Origin of the sequence: Flavobacterium sp., from assembly GCF_017744675.1 — a bacterium.
In the GTDB taxonomy this organism is placed as follows: Bacteria; Bacteroidota; Bacteroidia; order Flavobacteriales; family Flavobacteriaceae; genus Flavobacterium.
Genome location: NZ_JAGIAV010000004.1, coordinates 1084310 through 1103463 on the forward strand (window position 1 = coordinate 1084310; position 19154 = coordinate 1103463).

Below are 19154 nucleotides of genomic sequence, written 5' to 3' on the forward strand. Positions count from 1 at the left end.
ACTTTACAATTCTAAAATTTCATTTAATATTTTTAGAAATTTTGTTAAAACTATAATTAAAATTCAGCATCTCCAAACAATTCCTACATCCAAATACATAATTCTCACAAAAACATTTTTTCAGTTCAAACAGCATTCTCTTCCAAAATAGCTTTACCTCAATAAAGCATGCTTCTCAAGTCGCATCAAATCAAAACAGTATTTTATACGATTCTATACGACATTGCATTTTTATTTCTAACTTTAATACTACAAGCTGGAAATCAAAGAAATAAACCGTGACATGAAGAAAACTTTACTTTCATTTTTTCTTTTATTTTTCTTAAAAATCAGTGCGCAAATTTCTGATACAATCGTATTGAAAAACAATGATATCATTGTTGGAGAAATAAAAACAATGAATAAGGGAATTTTACAGATAGAAACCGATTACAGCAAAGAAGATTTTAAAGTGGAATGGAAACACGTTAAAAACATCGGTTCTGAAAGAGTTCATATTATTAATCTTTCTTATGGCAATTTATTAAACGGAAAAATTACCAAAATCAAGACTCCTAATAAATGCGAAATTACTAATATTGAGACACAAACCAAAAGTATCATTGATCTTACCGATATTGTTCGCATAAAGCCCGTTGACGAAAGCTTCTGGGACAGAATTGATGCTAGCTTTGATGTGGGAATCAAATTAACGAAAGCACAAAGTTTACAGCAACTAACCATAAACGTAAATTTAGGCTACACTGCAAAAAAATGGTACGGAACGGCTGCATACAAACAACTTCAATCCATACAAGATGATAGCGACCCCATACGCAGGATAGATACCGACTTAAGTTATGTGCATTTGCTTCCGAAAGATTATTTCATCCCATTATCGATTGTAACTTTAAAAAATACCGAACAAGACATTGATCTGCGTGTAGTTTCAAAAGCAGGTTACGGAAAATATCTTATACACAGCAATAAAAAATACTGGGGAATCGCTTCTGGATTGTCTTTCAACAACGAACGTTTCACGGGAAGTACCGAAACCAACAAAAGTTTGGAGCTGTTTTTGGGCAGTGACTTAAATTTATATGATATTGGAGATTTTAGCATTCAATCGAAAGTGACGGTTTTTCCGAGTTTAACAGAAAGCAAAAGGGTTCGTACTGATTTTTCTGTAGACACCAAATACGATTTGCCACTTGATTTTTTCATCAAACTTTCTTTTGTTTACAATTATGATAATAAGCCAAAAGAAGGAGCATCAAAAGACGATTATGTATTCCAAACCACTTTTGGGTGGAAATTAAACTAAAAAAAGCTTCCTGAACTCAGAAAGCTTTTCTTACTATTCCAAAAACTCAATTGCTTACGCAATAAAAAAACTAACTAACATTTAACAAATTAAAAAACCATTTATTTTGAGGTAATTTTTTTTGACGGAGTACTGGTAATTTTTAGTAAATAAGTCCCTTCAGGAAGATCGCCAATATTGGCTGCATTTCTTCCCATTATTTTTTGACCTTGCGAATAAACTTCTACTGTTTTTATCGTTCCATTAACATCGCCCGAAGCAATTATTGTTTCGTTTGATGGTTTTACTTTTTCAGGTTTAGCCTCTAAAGGATCCATAACCAATAAATTAGACGCCTTTTCGCGGTCGTACAATTCTTTGACTTGATCTGGAGACAATGCCACATCATAAATTTTTAAATCGTCGATATCAGCATTAATTCCAACCACCGTGTTTATTTCACCCAATCTAAAAATGTTTCCAGTTGTAGATCGTGTCATTCCTTCTAGATATTTCAATAATTTACCATCGCGGTACAACTTTGAAGTGGCACCTTGATAGGTAATAGTATAATTGTACCAAGTATTCTTTTCGAGTGGCGTAGAGACAATAACATCATTAGAAGCGCCCCAAGCAGCCAAACTCAAATCAGAGTTGGCAGAAGTGGTTGCTTGCTGCAATAAACCACAATATTGTGCATTAACCGCATTTCCGTAGCCCCAAATATAATTTGCTTGTGAAACATCATTAAATTTCACCCAAATACTAATTGTTCTTGAGCTTTTTCCTTGAGGCAAATTATCTATTACAGCTTCTAGCGCTTTATTACTTAATCGTTGAGCTCCTTTTATTGCTCCTGCTCTGTCTACGACAAAATTATTGGCTCCAATAAATGAAGTAGTATTTGCAGTATTATTTAAAGTACCATTAAAGTTAAATTCCTGAATCGGTGTTTGTGCCTTTACATTCAAAAAACTTACAAACAAGACTGTCAGTAGTATTTTTTTCATAATAGTAGATTTTAGGGATTAAAGAACTATATCATTTTAATACCACTAAACTATATTATTAGTATATTGAGCTGAAATAATTCCGACAAATTACCTAAAAAATCGTTAAAACAACGTTTTTTATACATTTCATCGGTAAAAAGAGCATTTTATAAAATTTACTAATTTCACAAAATCCTTGAATTAAAAATATTTAAATTCATAAATTCCTACGTATAAACACGGTATATCTAACAAAAGAACAAAACTTAACTTTTACCCAAAACACACTTTTACTTAGAAAAATTCGGCAAAAAAAAAAACTCCATTCGAAAAACGAATGGAGTTTATATATTTTGAAAAGCAGATATTACTTTACGAATTCAATTTTTTGAGCTTCTTCTTCGTTAACACTATCAAAGAAACCTTGCTCGTTCATCCAGTCATCGCTGAATACTTTACTCATGTAACGAGAACCATGATCTGGGAAGATCGCAATAATATTACTGTCTTTTGTAAATTCTCCCTCTTCAGCATATTGTTTAATGGCTTGCATTACTGCTCCAGAAGTATATCCCACAAACAAACCTTCTTTTCTAGTAATCTCTCTTGCAGAGTGAGCACTTTCTTCGTCGGTTACTTTCATGAATTTATCAATAATATCAAAATCTGTAGCTGACGGAATTAAGTTTTTACCAAGACCTTCTATACGATAAGGGTAAATTTCTTTGCTGTCAAATTCTTTTGTTTCGTGGTATTTTTTCAATACAGATCCAAAAGCATCAACTCCGAGGATTCTAATATTTGGATTTTTTTCTTTTAAGAATTTTGCCGTTCCAGAAATTGTTCCTCCTGTTCCGCTGCAAGCAACTAAGTGCGTAATTTGTCCTTTTGTTTGTTCCCAAATCTCTGGACCTGTAGTGTTGTAGTGAGCATCAATATTTAATTGATTGAAATATTGATTAATGTAGACTGATCCTTTTGTCTCTTCGTGCAAACGTTTTGCTACATTATAGTAAGATCTTTCATCATCTGCAGAAACGTGAGCCGGACAGACATACACTTTGGCGCCCAAACTTCTCAACATGTCAATTTTATCTTTAGATGATTTTGAGCTTACCGCCAAAATACAATTGTAACCTTTAATAATGCTTACCATTGCTAAACTAAATCCTGTATTACCAGACGTAGTTTCGATAATGGTATCTCCCGGAGACAGAATTCCCTTTCTCTCAGCTTCTTCAATAATATATAATGCTATTCTATCTTTTGAGGAATGACCTGGATTGAAAGCTTCTACCTTTGCGTAGAAATTTCCTTCTAACTCTTCGGTAATTTTATTTAGCTTAATAAGGGGGGTGTTTCCTATTAACTCTAAAACATTATTATAAGCAGTTATTTCTTCTTTCATAAAAAAATAGTTAATCAAAGGCCTTTTTAAATTAACCTTGATAGGTTGCAAATTTAACAAAAAATTTCTAATTAGCTTTTAATTTTTTCTAAATCTAATAAAAAACTAAATTCTTTTGCTAAGTCTTTTAAAGCCTCAAAACGTCCCGAAGCCCCGCCATGACCTGCATCCATGTTGGTATCTAAAAACAAAAGCTTGTCATTTGTTTTCAAATCTCGCAATTTTGCAACCCACTTGGCTGGCTCCCAATATTGTACCTGCGAATCATGCAGACCCGTAGACACATACATATTTGGATATTCCTGCGCTTTTACGTTATCATAAGGTGAATACGACAACATATAATCGTAATACGTTTTATTATTTGGGTTACCCCATTCGTCATACTCTCCAGTTGTAAGCGGAATACTGTCATCCAGCATCGTGGTAATTACGTCTACAAAAGGCACCTGAGCGATGACGCCATTATACAATTCAGGAGCTTCATTTACGATTACTCCCATTAAAAGTCCGCCAGCAGATCCTCCTTCAGCATAAAGATGCTCAGGAGAAGTATACTTTTGGTCTATTACAAATTTAGAGCAATCGATGAAATCTGTAAAGGTATTTTTCTTTTTTAACAGTTTTCCGTCCTCATACCATTGTCTTCCTAAGTCCTCACCTCCTCTAATATGAGCAATCGCGTAAACAAATCCGCGGTCTAAGAGCGATAATCTGGTAGAAGAAAAATAAGTATCCATTGTAATTCCGTACGAACCATACGCATATAATAACAACGGATTTTTGCCATTTTTCTCCAATCCTTTTCGATAAACCATAGAAATAGGTACTTTTACCCCATCTCTTGCTGTTGCCCAAACTCGTTCTTCTACATAATTGTTCTTATCAAATTTGCCGCCCAAAACCTCTTGCTCTTTTAAGATCTCTTTGGTTTTAGTCTTCATATTAAAATCAATTACAGAAGACGGCGTCGCCAATGATTGATAGCTATAACGCAAAATATCGGTATCAAAATCAACATTTGTTGTTGTATATGCATTGTACGTTTCACTGCCAAAAGGAAGATAATAATCTTCTTCAGCAGCATTCCAAGGCATGATTCTAATATGATTTAATCCGTTTGAGCGTTCTTCTACCACTAGATAGTTTCTAAAAATCTCGATATCTTCCAAAAGAACATCTTCTCTATGCGGAATAAGATCTACCCAGTTTTTCTTTCCAGTTTTATTTTCAGGCGTTTTCATTAATTTGAAATTAGTCGCCTTATCTTTATTTGTCAAGATATAAAATGAATCTTCGTAGTGAGAAATACTGTATTCTAATCCGCGAACACGTGGCTGAAAAATAGTAAATTCTCCATCTGGATTATTAGAATTCAAAATTCTATATTCGGTTGTCAAAGTACTTCCAGAACCAATAACAATATACTTTTTTGATTTTTCTTTGCTGATTGATACATTAAAAGTATCATCGACCTCATCAAAAACCAAAACATCATTTTCAGATGCTGTATTTAATTTATGTCTAAAAACTTTATCTGCTCTTAAGGTTACCTGATCTTGTCTTACATAAAAAATAGTGCTGTTATCGTTTGCCCAAACAGAAGCTCCAGTAACATTTTCGATTTTATCTGCCAAGATTTCTCCTGTTTCTAAGTTTTTAATCTGGATAGTGTAAATTCTTCTTCCCACAATATCCACTCCGAAACTCGCAAATTTATTGTCCGGACTAATGCTTAAACCTCCTAATTTGAAATAAGCATGTCCTTTTGCCATTTCGTTACAGTTAAAAAGAATTTCTTCATCTGCAGAAAGGCTTCCTTTTTTTCTAGCAAAAATGGGATAATCCTGACCTGTTTCGAAACGAGTGATATAAAAATATCCATTATAGAAATACGGAACCGAAGAATCATCTTCTTTTATTCTTCCTTTCATTTCTTCAAACAGACTATCTTTTAATTTTTGGGTATGAGAAGTCATGCTTTCGTAATAAGCATTCTCCTGATTTAGGTAATCAATTACCTCTGGATTTTCTCTGTCATTAAGCCAGAAATAGTTGTCTATCCTAGTTTCTTTATGTTTTTTTAATGTTTTTGGTATTATTTTAGCCTTTGGGGCCGATATATCATTTTGCATTGATTGAGCATTAATTTTTAAATATGAAGATGCAAAAATAGCACAAACCCAACAGAACAAAATTAATTTTTTCATAAAATATTCTATTGAATTCACATAGCAATATACTAATTTTGTCTGAAATAATTTAAAAAATCAACAAAAATGGATTTAATGGGAATGATGGGTAAACTTAAAGAAACCCAACAAAAAATTGAAGATACAAAAAAGCGTTTAGATACTGTTTTGATTGATGAACAAAGCGCTGACGGATTATTAAAAGTTACAATTACAGCGAGCCGAAAAATAAAATCAGTTTCTGTAGATGATTCTTTATTAGAAGACAAAGAACAATTAGAAGATTACTTAATTGTAACGTTAAATAAAGCAATCGAAAAGGCTACAAATGTAAACGAAAGAGAATTAGATGCTGTAGCAAGAATGGATATGCCTTCTATTCCTGGAATGGACAACTTATTTAAATAAAAAGTTTCAAGTTTTAAGTTTCAGGTTTCAAGTTATCTAACGAACCTGAAACTTGAAACAAATTAAACCTGAAACAAATCTTTAGAATTTCGAAAGCGTCTCCAGCACATAAGTATGCATTACTTCTTTATAGTCTAAATGCGTTACAATGCGAAGTTTATTATGCCCTAAAGAGCTTATTAATATATTTTTCTGTTTTAATTTCTCGATTAGCAATTGATCGCTGTAACCTTCTGCAAGCGAAAAAATCAATATATTGGTTTCCACAGGTTCGATAGATGCAATCCACGGTTTTGTGCTTAAGATTTTGGCAATTTCTTTTGCTCTTCGGTGATCTTCTGCCAGTCTTTCGATATTATGAGCCAAAGCATACAATCCCGCCGCAGCTAAATATCCAACTTGACGCATTCCCCCACCCAATATCTTTCTGATTCTCAACGCTCTGTGAATATCAGCTTTACTTCCAAGCAGTACAGAACCAATTGGAGCACCTAATCCTTTAGACAAACAAACCGAAATAGTATCGAAAATAGCTCCAAATTCTCTAGGATTCTGTCTTTTAGCCACTAATGCATTCCATATTCTAGCGCCATCTAAATGGAACTTCAAATTATGAGCATCGCAGACTTTTTTTATTTCTTTTAAATCTTCTAATTCATAACATGCTCCGCCCCCTTTGTTTGTGGTATTTTCTACACAAACCAAACTTGTAAGCGGACTATGGTAAAATTCAGGATCATTTATCGCCGCTTTTACTTGTGCAGCCGTTATCATACCACGATTTCCATCTAATAAACAGCAAGAAACCCCACTATTAAAAGAAACTCCTCCTCCTTCATAATGGTAAACGTGGGCGTATTTATCAGCAATTAATTGCTCTCCAGGCTGCGTATGCAGTTTAATTGCAGTCTGGTTTGCCATAGTTCCAGACGGAAAAAAAAGACCAGCTTCCATACCAAAAAACTCTGCTGTTCTGTTTTCTAATTCAATCACCGTTGGGTCCTGTTTGTATACATCATCGCCGACATGAGCGTTAAACATATACTGAAGCATCTCATAAGTAGGCTTTGTTATGGTATCGCTGATTAAATTTATTTCCATATTCTAAAAACTATATCTTATTTTTGTATGCAAAATTACGTATTACTTATAGTTATTCTCAGCAAGTTTTGGTAAAATTTAACTCGCTCGTTTCTATAGACCAAATTAACGTAATAATTCTAAAAAACATATAAAACCTAGTAATTAATTTATGACAACAGCCGAACAAGTAAAAGGTATTGTGGAGCGCCTTGGTGCGTTGAGGAGGTATCTTTGACGTTGATGCCAAGCTAATCGAAATTGCAAACGAAGAAGAAAAAACTTTTGCACCTGATTTTTGGAACAATCCAAAAGAGGCAGAAATTCTCGTAAAAAATCTTCGAAACAAGAAAAAATGGATTGAAGATTATGACAAAGCAGTATCACTCACAGAAGAATTACAGCTCGCTTATGATTTTTACAAAGAAGGCGAACTTTCTGTAGATGAATTGGATGAACAATACAATGCCGCGCAAGCACATATTGAAAACATCGAATTCAAAAATATGCTTTCTGATGAAGGCGACAGTTTAAGCGCCGTAGTTCAGATTACTGCTGGAGCTGGAGGAACGGAAAGCTGTGATTGGGCAGGAATGCTTATGCGTATGTATATGATGTGGGGAGAAAGTTATGGTTACAAAATCAAAGAACTTAACTTTCAAGAAGGCGATGTTGCTGGAATTAAAACCGTAACTTTAGAGTTCGAAGGAGATTATTCTTTCGGATATTTAAAGGGAGAAAATGGTGTTCACCGTTTGGTTCGTATTTCACCATTTGACAGTAATGCAAAACGCCATACTTCTTTCGTATCAGTTTACGTTTATCCATTAGTTGATGATAGTATCGAAATCGACATTAACCCTGCCGATATCGAAATTACAACTTCTCGTTCGAGTGGTGCTGGTGGACAGAACGTAAATAAAGTGGAAACTAAAGTACAATTGGTTCACAAGCCTACTGGAATTCAGATTCAATGTTCTGAAACTCGTTCTCAGCAAGATAACAGACAGCGTGCTATGCAAATGCTTCGTTCTCAGTTATACGAAATTGAGTTAAAGAAACAGCAAGCGCAACGTGCCGACATCGAAGCTGGAAAAATGAAAATCGAATGGGGTTCGCAGATTCGTAATTATGTAATGCAACCTTACAAATTGGTAAAAGACGTTCGTACAGGTTACGAAACCAGCGATGTTGACGGCGTAATGAACGGAAATATCGATCCTTTCCTTAAAGCCTATCTGATGATGATGGGACAAAAAGAGGAAGAATAATCAGTATTCAGATTAATAGTGTTCAGTGCAGTTTGCAGTCGCAGTAACTTGAAACTTGAAACCTGAAACTTGAAACAAAAAAACAAACAGTTATGATAAAATGGGCAGATGTAATTCATTTTACAAATAAAGGAAATCCAACTCCCGACAAAAGAGTGGAGAAAACGGAGGAAGAATGGAAACAGCTTCTAACTCCAGAAGAATTTCAGGTAACACGTTTAAAAGGAACTGAAAGATCTTTTAGCTCAGAAATGTGCAGTTTATTTGAGCCGGGAATTTACGAATGTAAATGCTGTGGCACTTTATTGTTTGATGCAAGCGAAAAGTTCGAATCTGGAACGGGATGGCCATCTTTTACCCAACCTGTAAAAGAAAATGCCGTTGGCTATCATGCCGACAGATCTCACGGAATGATTCGTGTTGAAGTAACTTGTAATGTTTGCGATTCTCATTTAGGACATATTTTTCCTGATGGTCCTCCGCCAAGCGGTTTGCGTTATTGCATTAACGCCCTTTCCTTGACTAAAGTAAAAGAATAGTTTCAAATTATACTAAAAAAAACCAGAAGTTCATTCTTCTGGTTTTTGTTTTTTATAAAGCTTCGCATTCAAAGCCAATTGCTTCTATTGGAAAGTTACTTTTTCGATGATACCTCTTTACATTCCAATTCTAAAACCATAATTGTCAATTACTGATTTTACTTAAAATTTTAGAGTCAATGTAAAAAGTGCCAAACGGAATTACACAAGCCAACAGCACTTTCCAAGTGGTATCTTTAAATTTCCACTTTTGCTCTACCCCAACACTCAAAGTATTGAAAATAAAAAGTAAGAATAACGCGCCATGAATAGTTCCAACTGGCCGTGTTAAAAATGGTATTTCAAAAATATACTTAAGAGGCATTGCTATAAAAAACAAAATCAAAAGTGATGTTCCTTCTAAAAAGCCAATAATTCGTAAACGTCCTATGCTGGACTGAAGTAAATTTTTCATAATTATCTTAAATAAGGTCGGTTGGAAAGAGGTGAAAATGGCCACGGAATGGCTATAAAAATGATAATCAAAGCAATTGAAAACCAAACTAACATAGTTTTAAATTTTTGCTCATCAGAAAGCTTTCTTTTTGCTAAAGCAGAACCAATTGTAATAAAAACAACTGCTACCAACATTAAAACAATATGAATTAGCCCGAAGAAAACGGTGTCTTTATTCTGAAATCCTTCTTTAAAATTTCTCCAGAAATATTTCACAATCGGACTTTGAACATAAACCAATATCCCAAAAAGAAGCTGAATATGTGCAATAGTTGCCGTCCAGTGTCGGATGAGATTAGCTTTCCCAGTAAAAGGAAGCTTATAAGAATATCCTTTGTAAGCAATGTAAATCGAATAGATTAAGCTCGCCAATACAAACCACCTCATAAAGGAGTGGCAAATTAAAATAGATTGCTGCATTGTTTTTTGATTTTGACAATGCAAATGTATCTAAAAAACATACTAATTGGTATGTTTTTCGTTTTATTTTTATTTCAGATCGTTCAAATACTTTTTAAATTCCTGTAAATAAACATCATAAACAGATTTGTCATTTTGCAATTTTCCAAAATTCCTTATGCCCCAATAGCCCGATAAGATAAAAAATGCGACTTGTTCCCCTACAACATCCTGTCGAATCAAGCCTTCCTCTTTTCCTTTTTCAACTGCTTTTATAATTGTTTCTTTCCATAAATTAACCAAATCTGCCAGAGCATCACTAAATTTAGTATTCCATGGCGTCATTTCCTGAGTCAGATTTCCAACTGGACATCCATATTCTAGTTGCAGAAAAGGATCTTCTAACAATAAATACGAAATCATATTATAAAAATCTTCAATCGGATTTTGAGATTTTTCAGTTGGTTTTACAAAATGCTCCATCATTGTAGGCTTCAGAATTTCTTCAATAATAGCAACTCCCATTTCATCTTTGGTTTTAAAATGGTAATAAAATGCTCCTTTAGTTACTTTAGTAGTAGCTATAATTTCGTCAATACTGGTGGTTTGATATCCTTTTGTATAAATCAATTCAAACGCTTTCTGAAGAATTGTAAGTCGAGTATTGGCTGCTTTTGACATAAAAAATACTAATTAGTATGAAGAACAAATAAAAGAAAATTATTTCAATTAGACATTTTAGCAATTCGACTTCTGAACTTTATTCCAATCAAAACTACTTTCGTTTTATTTCAATTGATTTTGTAAATTAGCCAACACTATTTTATAAAATCAATACTTTATCATGGATTTAAACTTCAATAAAAACGAAGATCACAATAAATTACTCCTTTCAGAATTAAAACAGAAATTTGCCAAAGTTAAATTGGGCGGAGGCGAAAAAAGAATCGAAAAACTGCATGCCGAAGGCAAAATGACAGCTCGTGAAAGAATTGCTTATTTATTGGATGAAAATTCAAAAAGTATTGAAATCGGCGGTTTTGCTGGCGAAGGAATGTATCCAGAACACGGCGGCTGTCCTTCAGGTGGTGTTGTGGTTAAAATTGGCTACATCAGAGGCAAGCAATGCATTGTCGTTGCCAATGATGCCACGGTAAAAGCAGGAGCTTGGTTTCCTATTACTGGAAAGAAAAATCTTCGTGCGCAAGAAATTGCAATGGAAAACCGACTTCCAATTATTTATCTGGTAGACAGCGCAGGAGTTTATCTGCCAATGCAAGATGAAATTTTTCCAGATAAAGAACATTTCGGACGCATTTTTAGAAACAATGCGCAAATGAGCAGCATGGGAATTACTCAAATTGCCGCCGTTATGGGAAGTTGCGTTGCTGGTGGCGCTTATCTTCCAATTATGAGCGATGAAGCTTTAATCGTAGATAAAACAGGGAGTATTTTTCTCGCTGGAAGCTATTTGGTAAAAGCAGCAATTGGAGAAACTATTGATAATGAAACTTTAGGCGGAGCAACAACGCACTGTGAAATTTCGGGCGTTACAGACTATAAAGCTAAAGACGATAAAGATGCACTAGATAAAATCAAAAACATTGTAGACAAGATTGGCGATTTTGATAAAGCAGGTTACAGCAGAATCAAAGCTGAAAAACCAGCTTTGGACCAAAATGAAATTTACGGAATTCTTCCGAAAGCCAGAACTGAACAATACGACATGATGGAAATCATCAAGCGTTTGGTCGATAATTCAGAATTTGAGGCTTATAAAGAAGGCTACGGACAATCTCTTATTACGGGTTATGCTAGAATTGATGGCTGGGCTGTTGGGATTGTTGCTAATCAAAGGAAAGTGGTTAAAACCAAAAAAGGTGAAATGCAGTTTGGTGGTGTAATATATTCTGACAGTGCCGATAAAGCTACACGTTTTATTGCCAACTGCAACCAGAAAAAAATTCCATTGGTATTTTTACAAGATGTTACGGGTTTTATGGTGGGGTCAAAATCTGAACATGGCGGAATCATTAAAGACGGTGCCAAAATGGTAAATGCCGTAAGCAATTCTGTGGTTCCTAAATTTACAGTTATTGTGGGAAATTCATACGGAGCAGGAAATTATGCTATGTGCGGGAAAGCTTATGATCCTCGATTAATATTTGCTTGGCCAAGTGCAGAACTTGCTGTAATGGGCGGAACTCAAGCCGCAAAAGTATTAGCCCAAATTGAAGCTTCTTCGCTTAAAGCGAAAGGAGAAAAAGTTGATGAGGCCAAAGAAACAGAGCTATTCGACAAAATAAAGGCGCGTTACGACGAACAGACTTCTCCTTATTATGCAGCTTCAAGACTTTGGACAGATGCGATCATCGATCCGCTAGAAACCCGCAATTGGATTTCGATGGGAATCGAAGCGGCGAACCACGCTCCTATTCAAAAACCATTTAATTTAGGAGTCATTCAGGTATAACGATTTAAGAATTGGCAGCAAGACGTTAAATAAAAAGTAAAAAACTTATTTTCAAGGCGTTATAAATAAATATCTGATTAAAAATTAGTAACTTAGTACATAATTTTTAATCACACAACATCATGGAAAATGTAAAAATTTTGAATAAATGGGCGAATTCGCACACTTATTTACCTGTTGATTTAGTACGTATTGTTTTGGGTGGATTTTTATTTATGAAAGGTGTCTCGTTTGTCACCAATGTTCAATACCTGCATGATTTGATTTCGCCTATCGATAAGTATGGCGGCGGCATGTTTATGCTGCATTACATTGCTCCTGCCCACATGATTGGTGGTATAATGATTATTTTCGGACTGTTAACCAGATGGGCGATCGCTGCTCAATTGCCAATTTTATTTGGGGCCGTTATTTTTAACTTTATGGGAAAAATGCACTCAGAAAGTCTAGCTTTAGCTTTAATCGTTTTATTGGTCTGCATATTCTTCCTGTTTTATGGAAGCGGTAAACACTCAGCAGATTACTATTTTAAAATGCAACAATAACCTCTTAAGTCCTCATTTTATTGAGGACTTTTTTTTGACTGTTAATTAATTCTATAAAATTTCTTTAATTGGGTTTTATGACTTAAATTCGCCGACATGAATTGGATTCGTAAAACCGTTATTTTCATTACGCTTTTGCTTGCAGGGTTGTTTGCTTATCAAGCAGACCAAACCCCTGTACACGTAATTGAAACGGAAAAATCGGATACCAACTTCTGTAAAGACATTCCTGATTCGTCTGCGTTTATACAGCCTCAGGGAAGCTATCAATTTGCGGCAAACATCAAAACAAATCCTACCGGAATAATTAAATGTTTTGATACACTTTTACCGCTAATTCCACAGCATCAAACTGTTACCTCTATCACATCGTATACTAAAATCTTTACGACTCAAAGTAAAAAGGTTTTGGTCATACTCTACGCTTTCCATTTTTTCTGGTAAATAAGTAATTGATTTCGTTCTGAAGATCTATTCTTCATCAATTTAAACCGTTTTCTAAATGGAAAACTGTTTCGCATATCATTTATTTATTTCATTAAAATATCATGGAAACTACAACCACAATAATGGGTATTGTGATTTTAATTATTGTTGCTATCCCAATCTATTTTTCTGCACGTTCATCGGCAGCAAGTAAATCAAGAATTTTAAACATCAAAAAGCGCTTCAATCCTAATCATCCAGAAGATTTTGATTTGACAGAATCGATCAATAATAAAACGCTGACAATTGATCAAAAAAACAAAAAGTTCATCGTAATGAACTTCAATCCCAATCAGCAGGAATCAATATATGTCGATTTAAATACAATTGCTTCATGCAAATTAATTCCAACAACAGATGCTGGCTCAGACACTATTGTTAAAATTGATTTTGAATTTCAAGAAAAAGAAACCTCTAAGAAAATAATAATTCCATTCTATGATTTTGATGATGACCGCATCAAACAGATTAGCGTCTATCAAGATCATCAGTTTGCGAAAAAATGGCTTAAAATCATCCAAGATTCTATATCACGTTAGTTATTTAATTCACTAAAGAGGCTCAAAATTGAGCCTCTTTTTTTTGTAGGGCACATGATATTTGTCATTTTCTGTCTTAAGATGAAGCTTTAATTTTGATGTAAACTAAATCCGTCGTTATGAAAATTTCTTTGACTCAAAAATACAATGTCCCAGGTCCAAGATATACCAGTTATCCGACAGTTCCATATTGGAATGAAGCTGACTTTACAGCAGAAAAATGGATTACTACTTTAAGAAAATCATTCTCTGAAAGCAATTCAAAAAACGGAATCAGTTTATATATCCATCTCCCTTTTTGCGAAAGCATGTGCACTTTCTGCGGATGCAACAAACGCATTACCAAAAATCATTCGGTCGAAGAAAAATATATTCGAGCAGTTCTGAAAGAATGGGCCATGTATTGTGATTTATTGCCAGAAAAACCAATAATTAAAGAAATACATTTAGGCGGAGGAACTCCAACATTCTTTTCTAAAGAAAACTTGGAAAACCTTATAAACGGAATTTTTGATCATGCTGTAAAAGCAGAAAATCACGAATTTAGTTTTGAAGGACATCCAAACAACACTACCTATGAACAGCTTAAAAAATTATACGATTTAGGCTTTCGCCGAGTGAGTTTTGGGGTTCAAGATTACTCCGCTACAGTTCAAAAAGCGATTAATAGAATTCAGCCATTTCATAATGTTGCTAAAGTAACTTTTTGGGCAAAAGAAATTGGCTATACTTCCATTGGGCACGATATTATTTTTGGTCTTCCTTTTCAAACCATCGAAGATGTAGTTGACACGGTTGAAAAAACCAATTCTTTAAAACCAGACAGATTAGCATTTTACAGCTATGCACACGTGCCTTGGATCAAAGGAAATGGACAGCGCGGTTTTAATGAAGAGAACCTTCCAAAAGATGCTGAAAAAAGAAAACTATACGAAATAGGCAAAAAGCTCCTTATTCAAAACGGTTATCATGAAATTGGTATGGATCATTTTGCCTTAACTGATGACAGTTTATACAAAGCAGCTCATAACGGAAAACTGCATAGAAACTTCATGGGTTATAGCGCTTCTAAAACAGAAGTTATGATTGGTCTTGGCGTTTCTTCTATAAGTGACAGCTGGTACAGTTTTGCACAAAATAGCAAAAGCCTTGACGAATATTATGAAATACTAGAATCTGCCCAGCTTCCTGTTGTAAAAGGCCATATTTTAAGCAATGAAGATCTAATCATTAGAAAACACATTCTGAATTTAACCTGCGAACTGGAAACTTCTTGGACTGCAGAATCTCTTAATTTTGCTGAACTTCCTGAAGTTTTAATCGCATTAAAAGAAATTGAAAACGATCAATTAATTGTTATAGAAAACAATAGAATAAAAATTACGGAAGAAGGAAGACCTTTTGTTCGTAACATCTGCATGGCTTTTGATTTGCATCTAAAAAGAAAGTCACCGGAAACAAATCTGTTCTCGATGACTGTATAGAATCTTTTAAATATATTTTCTTAGTGGCAGTTTGGAGTCTGCTGCACAAACAAGCTCATGTTTGAAGGAGAAATATAAGGAATTCCTAATCCCAATCCTCTAAGGATAAATAAAATTCCAATTATAACCGCTACATACGGAATTGCTTTTTGAATTTTATTTCGAAATGGCAACCTCAACAAAGTATTGACATAAACCACAACGGTCATTAACGGAATTGTTCCGATTCCGAATAAAAGCATGTAAAGAATACCATAACTAGCACTCTGCATTGCAATTGCTCCAAATAGGGCAACATACACCATTCCGCAAGGCAAAAAACCATTTAAAAGGCCAATTGTAAAAAGAGATTTATAGCTTTTATTCTTAAACTGGCTTCCAAGGTTGGTTTTAATTTTTGAAATAATTCTATAAACAGGTTTAGAAAAATTGTATTGGGCAAATTTCTTTTCGGGAATTAAAACCACAATAATCATGATTACACCAATAATAATTGACATTTTCTGCTGTAATCCTGCCAAGAAAAAACCTCTTCCTAACAATCCGAAAATCAGTCCGATTGTAGCGTAAGCTGTTAATCGGCCGAAATGATAGGTAATAATCTGTGTTGCCTTTTTGGCTTCGTTTTGCCTGTCTACGGGAAGCATCATGGCAATTGGCCCACACATTCCAACACAGTGCAGACTACTGATTAAACCTAAAAAGAAAGCAGAGAATAACATCGTGTTTTTAGTTTACGTAAATAACTTCTTTAGTGAGGTATTTTTTGCCTTCATATTGCCATTCCATATTCACATCCCAACGTCCTTTTAATAATTTTTTCTGCGGAATAATGATTTCTGAATTGGTTAAAGCGATTTGAGTATTAAAATCAAATTTTTTGTTTGAAGGTCTGTACAATTGAATATTTCCTTTCACTTTGTCACTTTCAAATCCTGCCGGAAAAATCACCGCCACGCCTTCTGGAGTATATTTAATTGATGGTTTATGCTGCAAATCGTGTGCGTTTTGAATTCTCGCCATTTCTTCCTGAAAGTGCGTGTCGTGTTTGTAATATTCTTCTACAACCAAATCATTATCGTATTTAGAATTTGATTGCACTTCAAAAACAAAATATAAAATAAATGTCATAAACAATGCGAATGCAATGACTATTCCAGTTCCCCAATTAATTTTCATGATAATTCTATTTTAATTAAAACTTCGTGGTCCTAAGAAATTTGTAGTTGTTGTTTCTAAAAGTTGAGAACCATTGTAAACTCCTATTTTTACTTTTGTTTTATCACTTTCCAATAAAACCTCATCAATCTCGATAAACAAGGTTCCCTGAGAAATTCCTTCTTTAGCAATTTTAAAATGTCTCTTTCCAACGTTTTTAATTTCTCCTTTCTGATCAATCAATTCGAAATGTATATCGTTATAATCTTTCATGGTTTTGTTTACAATTTTATACGTATAAACATTACTGATTTTTTCTCCATTATGCTGGAACAACTGACCAGGCAGACGTAAAACAACAGCCTGAACATCAGTTCTTAAAAATAGCATTCCCACAAAAATACTCAATAAAATAAAGAGAACTGCTGTATAACCTTTCATTCTAGCTGTAAACTTGAAAGGCTCTTTTTTTGCAATTTCATCTTCAGAAGCATAACGGATCAGTCCTTTTGGCAATCCTACCGATTCCATAATATGATCGCATTCGTCAATACAAGCAGTACAGTTTGTACATTCCAGTTGCGTTCCGTTTCGAATATCGATTCCCATAGGGCAAACGTGAACGCATTGAAGACAATCGATACAATCTCCTTTTCCCGTTAATGCTCTATCTTCTTTTTTATTGAATTTTGCTCGACCTTCTTCTTTTTCACCACGAACAAAATCGTACGCTACGTTAATCGATTTATTATCTAAAAGAACACCTTGCAATCTTCCGTACGGACAAGCAATAATGCAAACCTGCTCGCGAAACCATACAAAAACAAAATAGAAAACACCTGTAAAGATAAGTAGTGCGATAAAATTACTAGCCTGTGCAATTGGACCTTGCTCAATCATCAAAAACAAAGCGTCGCTTCCCACCAAATAAGCCAAAAAGACATTGGCAATAAGAAAAGAGATTAAAAAGAAAATTGTCCATTTTAAGACTCGTTTTCTAATTTTCTCCGCATTCCATTCTTGTTTTGCTAAACGACTCTGAGAACCGCGGTCTCCATCAATCGCATATTCGATACGGCGGAAAACCATTTCGAGGAAAATAGTCTGCGGACAGATCCAGCCACAAAAAATTCTTCCGAAAACAACCGTAAATAAAATGACAAATACAACGCCGACAAGCATTGAAATTACGAAGAGATAAAAATCCTGAGGCCAAAAAGGGAATCCAAAGATATTAAAACGACGTTCCATAATATTGAACATCATAAATTGGTTCCCATTTACTTTAATAAACGGATTTATAAATAAAATTGCTAGCAAAACATAGCTAACAATTTTCCTATAATCATAAAATTTACCAGACGGTTTTTTAGGAAATATAAATTTTCGTTTACCACCTTCATCTATTGTTCCAATGGTATTTCTAAAAGCTTCGTCTGGTAAATTTGACATGATATTCTAATTATTTTTTAACTTCTGTGGTATCTTTTGTGGTTGCTGCGGCAGCATCGGTTTTAGGAGCACTATCGTCTACCCAAACTTCTCCTTCTGGCTCTTTTGGATCTTTAGGGTTACTTCCTTGTAAAGACAGAATATAACTTGCCACTTTTTGTATTTCTTTTGGTTTAAGGGTTCCTTTCCAGGCAATCATCCCCTTACCGTCTCGGCCTCCATTTGTAATGGTGTGGAACAGGTTTTTAATTCCTCCTCCTAAAATCCATCTATCATCTGTAAGGTTTGGCCCGATCTGACCTCCCGCATCTGCTCGGTGACAAGCCGCACAGTTTGTTGTAAAGATTTCTTTTCCTGCGGCTAAACTTGCTTCATCTGTAAGCAATACAACTGTTTTTTCATCCATTAAATCTGGAGCAGTTTTCATGTATTCTTCTACATCAATTTTTGCCTGAGCCATTTCTTTCTTCAACTCCATTTCTTGATCATCAGCACCTAAAACATCATATCGAACAACATAGATTACTCCGAAAATGATACAGATATAGAATAAATACACCCACCATGGCGGTAAGTTATTATCCAATTCTTTAATTCCGTCATAATCATGATCCATCAACAAATCGCCTTCTTTTTCAATTGGCTCTGTTTTGGTCAATTTATGCATTAGGTTTTTAAACCAAGCGCTTTCTTTTAGACTTAAACTTTCTTCAAGTTCTTTTTGAGCTTTTTCTTCTGGTGTCAATAACTGATACATTACTCGATTTACAGCACTAAGCGTAATCTCGATGGCAACCAGAATAAATAGAAAGACAAATAAAAAGAGCGAAACCATAGGGAATTTTACAAAAGCTGGCTTATGGCCTGAGTCTATAAAATATTCCATCAAAGCAAATACGATGAAGAAAATCAATGGTACTCTAACATATGCTGGGAAAAACTTTTTCATTT

General features: G+C 34.4%; 20 protein-coding genes. 9 read left to right on the plus strand and 11 right to left on the minus strand.

Annotated elements, in window-relative coordinates; all coding sequences use genetic code 11:
• Positions 1-283 precede the first annotated feature (283 nt).
• The gene (locus J7574_RS14845; protein ID WP_290969999.1) at positions 284-1303 is read left to right on the plus strand and encodes a DUF481 domain-containing protein; all 1020 of its coding nucleotides are present in this window, start codon (positions 284-286) and stop codon (positions 1301-1303) included.
• Between the two features lie 101 nt (positions 1304-1404).
• On the opposite strand, the gene J7574_RS14850 is transcribed toward J7574_RS14845, so the two are convergent.
• The 3 genes from J7574_RS14850 to J7574_RS14860 all read right to left on the minus strand — a co-directional run bounded on the left by J7574_RS14850 (position 1405) and on the right by J7574_RS14860 (position 5892).
• Complete coding sequence (locus tag J7574_RS14850; protein ID WP_290970001.1) at positions 1405-2292, minus strand: LamG domain-containing protein; 888 nt, start codon at positions 2290-2292, stop codon at positions 1405-1407.
• Between the two features lie 349 nt (positions 2293-2641).
• Positions 2642-3682, minus strand: coding sequence for a PLP-dependent cysteine synthase family protein (locus J7574_RS14855; RefSeq protein WP_008462690.1), 1041 nt, complete (start codon positions 3680-3682; stop codon positions 2642-2644).
• A 71-nt stretch (positions 3683-3753) separates the two neighbouring features.
• A complete protein-coding gene (locus J7574_RS14860) occupies positions 3754-5892 on the minus strand; it encodes a S9 family peptidase (protein WP_290970005.1) in 2139 nt (712 codons plus the stop codon).
• Positions 5893-5961: 69 nt separating this feature from the next.
• Here J7574_RS14860 and J7574_RS14865 point away from each other — a divergent pair, with 69 nt between their 5' ends.
• Positions 5962-6282 carry a YbaB/EbfC family nucleoid-associated protein gene (locus tag J7574_RS14865; protein WP_290970008.1) on the plus strand — a complete coding sequence of 107 codons (321 nt, stop codon included), beginning with the start codon at positions 5962-5964 and terminating at the stop codon, positions 6280-6282.
• Positions 6283-6363: 81 nt separating this feature from the next.
• Here J7574_RS14865 and J7574_RS14870 read toward each other — a convergent pair whose 3' ends face one another.
• A complete protein-coding gene (locus tag J7574_RS14870) occupies positions 6364-7383 on the minus strand; it encodes a low specificity L-threonine aldolase (RefSeq protein WP_290970010.1) in 1020 nt (339 codons plus the stop codon).
• 151 nt (positions 7384-7534) lie between these two features.
• Between J7574_RS14870 and prfB the strand changes: the two genes are divergently transcribed.
• Both prfB and msrB read left to right on the plus strand, forming a co-directional pair.
• Positions 7535-8633, plus strand: a protein-coding gene (gene prfB / locus J7574_RS14875) for a peptide chain release factor 2 (RefSeq protein WP_290970013.1) whose coding sequence is annotated in 2 segments (ribosomal slippage) — positions 7535-7597 and positions 7599-8633 — 1098 coding nt in all. Because the reading frame shifts where the segments join, the coding sequence is not laid out codon by codon here.
• A gap of 92 nt (positions 8634-8725) precedes the next feature.
• The gene (msrB, locus tag J7574_RS14880; protein ID WP_290970016.1) at positions 8726-9172 is read left to right on the plus strand and encodes a peptide-methionine (R)-S-oxide reductase MsrB; all 447 of its coding nucleotides are present in this window, start codon (positions 8726-8728) and stop codon (positions 9170-9172) included.
• Between the two features lie 145 nt (positions 9173-9317).
• Here msrB and J7574_RS14885 read toward each other — a convergent pair whose 3' ends face one another.
• The 3 genes from J7574_RS14885 to J7574_RS14895 all read right to left on the minus strand — a co-directional run bounded on the left by J7574_RS14885 (position 9318) and on the right by J7574_RS14895 (position 10747).
• Positions 9318-9626: a DUF3817 domain-containing protein gene (locus J7574_RS14885; RefSeq protein ID WP_290970019.1), complete on the minus strand. Its 309-nt coding sequence runs from the start codon at positions 9624-9626 to the stop codon at positions 9318-9320.
• A 2-nt stretch (positions 9627-9628) separates the two neighbouring features.
• Positions 9629-10087: a hypothetical protein gene (locus tag J7574_RS14890; protein ID WP_290970021.1), complete on the minus strand. Its 459-nt coding sequence runs from the start codon at positions 10085-10087 to the stop codon at positions 9629-9631.
• 69 nt (positions 10088-10156) lie between these two features.
• Positions 10157-10747 carry a TetR/AcrR family transcriptional regulator gene (locus J7574_RS14895; protein ID WP_290970023.1) on the minus strand — a complete coding sequence of 197 codons (591 nt, stop codon included), beginning with the start codon at positions 10745-10747 and terminating at the stop codon, positions 10157-10159.
• A gap of 163 nt (positions 10748-10910) precedes the next feature.
• Here J7574_RS14895 and J7574_RS14900 point away from each other — a divergent pair, with 163 nt between their 5' ends.
• From J7574_RS14900 to hemN, 5 genes are all read left to right on the plus strand, one after another.
• On the plus strand, positions 10911-12539 hold the full coding sequence (locus tag J7574_RS14900; protein WP_290970025.1) for an acyl-CoA carboxylase subunit beta: 1629 nt from the start codon (positions 10911-10913) through the stop codon (positions 12537-12539).
• Positions 12540-12661: 122 nt separating this feature from the next.
• Complete coding sequence (locus tag J7574_RS14905; protein WP_290970027.1) at positions 12662-13084, plus strand: DoxX family protein; 423 nt, start codon at positions 12662-12664, stop codon at positions 13082-13084.
• Between the two features lie 96 nt (positions 13085-13180).
• Entirely contained in the window at positions 13181-13528 is a 348-nt protein-coding gene (locus J7574_RS14910) for a hypothetical protein (protein ID WP_290970029.1), read from the plus strand.
• Between the two features lie 104 nt (positions 13529-13632).
• Positions 13633-14109: a hypothetical protein gene (locus J7574_RS14915; protein WP_290970031.1), complete on the plus strand. Its 477-nt coding sequence runs from the start codon at positions 13633-13635 to the stop codon at positions 14107-14109.
• 119 nt (positions 14110-14228) lie between these two features.
• Positions 14229-15593, plus strand: coding sequence for an oxygen-independent coproporphyrinogen III oxidase (gene hemN / locus J7574_RS14920; protein ID WP_290970033.1), 1365 nt, complete (start codon positions 14229-14231; stop codon positions 15591-15593).
• Between the two features lie 20 nt (positions 15594-15613).
• Here hemN and J7574_RS14925 read toward each other — a convergent pair whose 3' ends face one another.
• From J7574_RS14925 to J7574_RS14940, 4 genes are read right to left on the minus strand one after another with little or no spacing between them, the layout of a single operon-like run.
• Positions 15614-16315 carry a sulfite exporter TauE/SafE family protein gene (locus J7574_RS14925; RefSeq protein ID WP_290970035.1) on the minus strand — a complete coding sequence of 234 codons (702 nt, stop codon included), beginning with the start codon at positions 16313-16315 and terminating at the stop codon, positions 15614-15616.
• A 7-nt stretch (positions 16316-16322) separates the two neighbouring features.
• The gene (locus J7574_RS14930) at positions 16323-16772 is read right to left on the minus strand and encodes a FixH family protein (protein ID WP_290970038.1); all 450 of its coding nucleotides are present in this window, start codon (positions 16770-16772) and stop codon (positions 16323-16325) included.
• A 12-nt stretch (positions 16773-16784) separates the two neighbouring features.
• Entirely contained in the window at positions 16785-18203 is a 1419-nt protein-coding gene (gene ccoG, locus J7574_RS14935; protein WP_290970040.1) for a cytochrome c oxidase accessory protein CcoG, read from the minus strand.
• 10 nt (positions 18204-18213) lie between these two features.
• On the minus strand, positions 18214-19152 hold the full coding sequence (locus tag J7574_RS14940; protein WP_290970042.1) for a cbb3-type cytochrome c oxidase N-terminal domain-containing protein: 939 nt from the start codon (positions 19150-19152) through the stop codon (positions 18214-18216).
• Positions 19153-19154: the final 2 nt, after the last annotated feature.

Coding starts and splice junctions, on each gene's coding strand:
- J7574_RS14855 (WP_008462690.1), bottom strand. CDS start 3,682: ATGAAAGAAGAAATAACTGCTTATAATAATGTTTTAGAGTTAATAGGA.
- J7574_RS14915 (WP_290970031.1), top strand. CDS start 13,633: ATGGAAACTACAACCACAATAATGGGTATTGTGATTTTAATTATTGTT.
- msrB (WP_290970016.1), top strand. CDS start 8,726: ATGATAAAATGGGCAGATGTAATTCATTTTACAAATAAAGGAAATCCA.
- J7574_RS14940 (WP_290970042.1), bottom strand. CDS start 19,152: ATGAAAAAGTTTTTCCCAGCATATGTTAGAGTACCATTGATTTTCTTC.
- J7574_RS14865 (WP_290970008.1), top strand. CDS start 5,962: ATGGATTTAATGGGAATGATGGGTAAACTTAAAGAAACCCAACAAAAA.
- J7574_RS14850 (WP_290970001.1), bottom strand. CDS start 2,292: ATGAAAAAAATACTACTGACAGTCTTGTTTGTAAGTTTTTTGAATGTA.
- J7574_RS14925 (WP_290970035.1), bottom strand. CDS start 16,315: ATGTTATTCTCTGCTTTCTTTTTAGGTTTAATCAGTAGTCTGCACTGT.
- J7574_RS14900 (WP_290970025.1), top strand. CDS start 10,911: ATGGATTTAAACTTCAATAAAAACGAAGATCACAATAAATTACTCCTT.
- ccoG (WP_290970040.1), bottom strand. CDS start 18,203: ATGTCAAATTTACCAGACGAAGCTTTTAGAAATACCATTGGAACAATA.
- J7574_RS14870 (WP_290970010.1), bottom strand. CDS start 7,383: ATGGAAATAAATTTAATCAGCGATACCATAACAAAGCCTACTTATGAG.
- J7574_RS14905 (WP_290970027.1), top strand. CDS start 12,662: ATGGAAAATGTAAAAATTTTGAATAAATGGGCGAATTCGCACACTTAT.
- J7574_RS14845 (WP_290969999.1), top strand. CDS start 284: ATGAAGAAAACTTTACTTTCATTTTTTCTTTTATTTTTCTTAAAAATC.
- J7574_RS14930 (WP_290970038.1), bottom strand. CDS start 16,772: ATGAAAATTAATTGGGGAACTGGAATAGTCATTGCATTCGCATTGTTT.
- J7574_RS14895 (WP_290970023.1), bottom strand. CDS start 10,747: ATGTCAAAAGCAGCCAATACTCGACTTACAATTCTTCAGAAAGCGTTT.
- J7574_RS14860 (WP_290970005.1), bottom strand. CDS start 5,892: ATGAAAAAATTAATTTTGTTCTGTTGGGTTTGTGCTATTTTTGCATCT.
- J7574_RS14890 (WP_290970021.1), bottom strand. CDS start 10,087: ATGCAGCAATCTATTTTAATTTGCCACTCCTTTATGAGGTGGTTTGTA.
- J7574_RS14910 (WP_290970029.1), top strand. CDS start 13,181: ATGAATTGGATTCGTAAAACCGTTATTTTCATTACGCTTTTGCTTGCA.
- hemN (WP_290970033.1), top strand. CDS start 14,229: ATGAAAATTTCTTTGACTCAAAAATACAATGTCCCAGGTCCAAGATAT.
- J7574_RS14885 (WP_290970019.1), bottom strand. CDS start 9,626: ATGAAAAATTTACTTCAGTCCAGCATAGGACGTTTACGAATTATTGGC.